The 2,205-nt window shown below is 66.2% G+C and carries 2 protein-coding genes; both read left to right on the top strand.

Translation table 11 applies throughout. The annotated features are described in order from the left end of the window. Positions 1 to 577, top strand: a 577-nt coding sequence (locus tag ABDJ40_RS24630; protein WP_347613751.1) for a phosphopantetheine-binding protein, incomplete at its 5' end; no start/stop codon positions are given. Between the two features lie 52 nt (positions 578 to 629). Further along, the coding region (locus ABDJ40_RS24625; protein ID WP_347613749.1) for a condensation domain-containing protein at positions 630 to 2,205 on the top strand (1,576 nt) is incomplete at its 3' end.

Here is a 2,205-nt window from a genome sequence, read left to right as displayed (position 1 = left end):
CGGCGATGTGGTGGTGCTGGCCCGCGAGGACCAGCCCGGCGACAAGCGCCTGGTGACCTACTACACGGGCACGGCCAGCGCCGAGCAGCTGCGAGCACAGGCCGAGGCCACGCTGCCCAGCTATATGGTGCCGGCGGCCTATGTGCAGCTGGCATCGCTGCCGCTGAACCCCAACGGCAAGCTGGACCGCAAGGCGCTGCCGGCGCCGGACGAGCAGGCCTGGAGCCGGCGCGCCTACGAGGCACCGCAGGGCGAGGTGGAGACCACGCTGGCGGCCATCTGGGCCGAGCTGCTGCAGCTGGAGCGCGTGGGCCGTCACGACAACTTCTTCGAGCTGGGCGGGCACTCGCTGATGGCGGTGCAGCTCATGTCGCGGATGCGTGTGACCTTCGGCGTCGAACTGCCGCTGTCCACCCTCTTTGACACGCCAAGCCTGACCGAGCTGGCTCATGCCGTGCTCCAGGCCAGTGCAGCTCAGTTCGAGGCACAGGACATCGCCCAGGCCATGGCACAACTGGACGGTCTCTCTGAAGAAGAGATCGCCGCGCTGTTGGCACAGGACGCCGACGAGGCCTGATGCCGGGCCCTCTCTCTCAGATCCAGACGACATCAAATTCATAGAAGCAGTCATGACGAATCTCCTGCACAGCGAACTCGACGCCAAGAAACTAGAACTCGTGCTGCGTCGCCTGCGCAAGTCGCAAGGTGCGCCAGCCGGCCAGCTCCCTGAGGCGGCGGCAAGCATCCCGACGGTGAGCCGTACCGAACCCTTGCCTCTGTCGTGGCCGCAATGGCGGCTGTGGTTCGTGGACCAGATGGACCCCGAGGCCAGCAAGGCCTACCACCTGACGGCGGCCTTCCAGTTCGATGGCCAGCTGGACGTTCCGGCACTGCGCGCAGCGCTGGATCAGATCGTGGCCCGACATGAAAGCCTGCGGACGGTTTTTGTCTCGATTGACGGAGAGCCCCGACAGGCGCTCCAGGCGCCCGATGTCGGCTTCACCTTGCGCGAACGCGACCTGAGCCAGCAGGCGCCGGATCAGCAGCGAGAAGGTGTCCGGGCGGCTGCCGCTGAAGAAATGGTGATGCCTTTCGACCTTGCCAGCGGGCCGCTGGCGCGCGGGCAACTGCTGCGCCTGGCTGCCGATCGGCACGTGATTGTGCTGACCCAGCACCACATCGTGTCCGATGGCTGGTCCATGGGCGTGCTGATGAAGGAACTGGCGGAGATCTACGCCGCCCTCAGCGAAGGCCGTGCTCATGGCCTCCCGTCACTGTCTGTGCAGTACCCGGACTTTTCGGTCTGGCAGCGCAACTGGCTGCAGGGCGATGCCCTGGAGCGTCAGATCGGCTTCTGGCGCAGCTATCTCAAGGATGCCCCTGCGCTGCTGGAACTTCCGGGCGACCATCCAAGGCCGGCCGTGAAAAGCCACGACGGCGGCTTCATGCCGATCACGCTGTCATCGGAGCTGACGCAGAACCTGCGTTCCCTCGCCAAGCGTCACGGAGTCACCCTGTTCATGACTTTGCTGGCGGCCTGGGCTGCTCTGCTGTCGCGGCTGAGCGGCCAGCAGGACGTGGTGATCGGGACGCCTGTGGCCAATCGCAACCGCGTCGAGCTCGAGCCCCTGATCGGCTTCTTCGCCAATACCCTGGCCCTGCGTGTCCATGTGGAGCCGCAGATGACCCTGGCGGGCTGGATGGAGCAGGTCAAGGACGCTGTGCTGCAGGCCTATGCCCATCAGGACCTGCCTTTCGAGCAGGTGGTGGAGGTGCTCAAGCCCGTTCGCAGCCTGGGCCACACCCCAGTGTTCCAGGTGATGTTTGCCCTGGACAACACCCCGGGCGGAGAGGAAATGCGGCTCCCCGGCGGCACGCTGTCGGCAATTGCACTGGAGCAGTCGAGCGCGCATTTCGACCTGCTGCTGTCGCTCAATGACACCGGTGGCGCCCTGGAGGGCGGTATCACCTTCAGCCATGACCTGTTCGAGGCAGGCACGGTGCAACGCTATGCCGGCTATCTGCTGACCCTGCTGCAGGGCATGGTGGACGACGGTCAATGCATGGTCAGTCAGCTGCCCATGCTGCCGTCGCAGGAGCGGGCGCAGCTGCTGGGCTGGGGCGTGTCGCAGCGGGAGTACCCGCGCGAGGAGGGTCTGGCGGCGCTGTTTGCGCGGCAGGTGCAGGCCCGGGCGCAGGCGGTGG

Origin of the sequence: Roseateles flavus (assembly GCF_039872765.1) — a bacterium.
Taxonomy (GTDB): Bacteria; Pseudomonadota; Gammaproteobacteria; order Burkholderiales; family Burkholderiaceae_C; genus Roseateles_B; species Roseateles_B flavus.
This window is presented reverse-complemented; position numbering and strand designations above follow the sequence as displayed.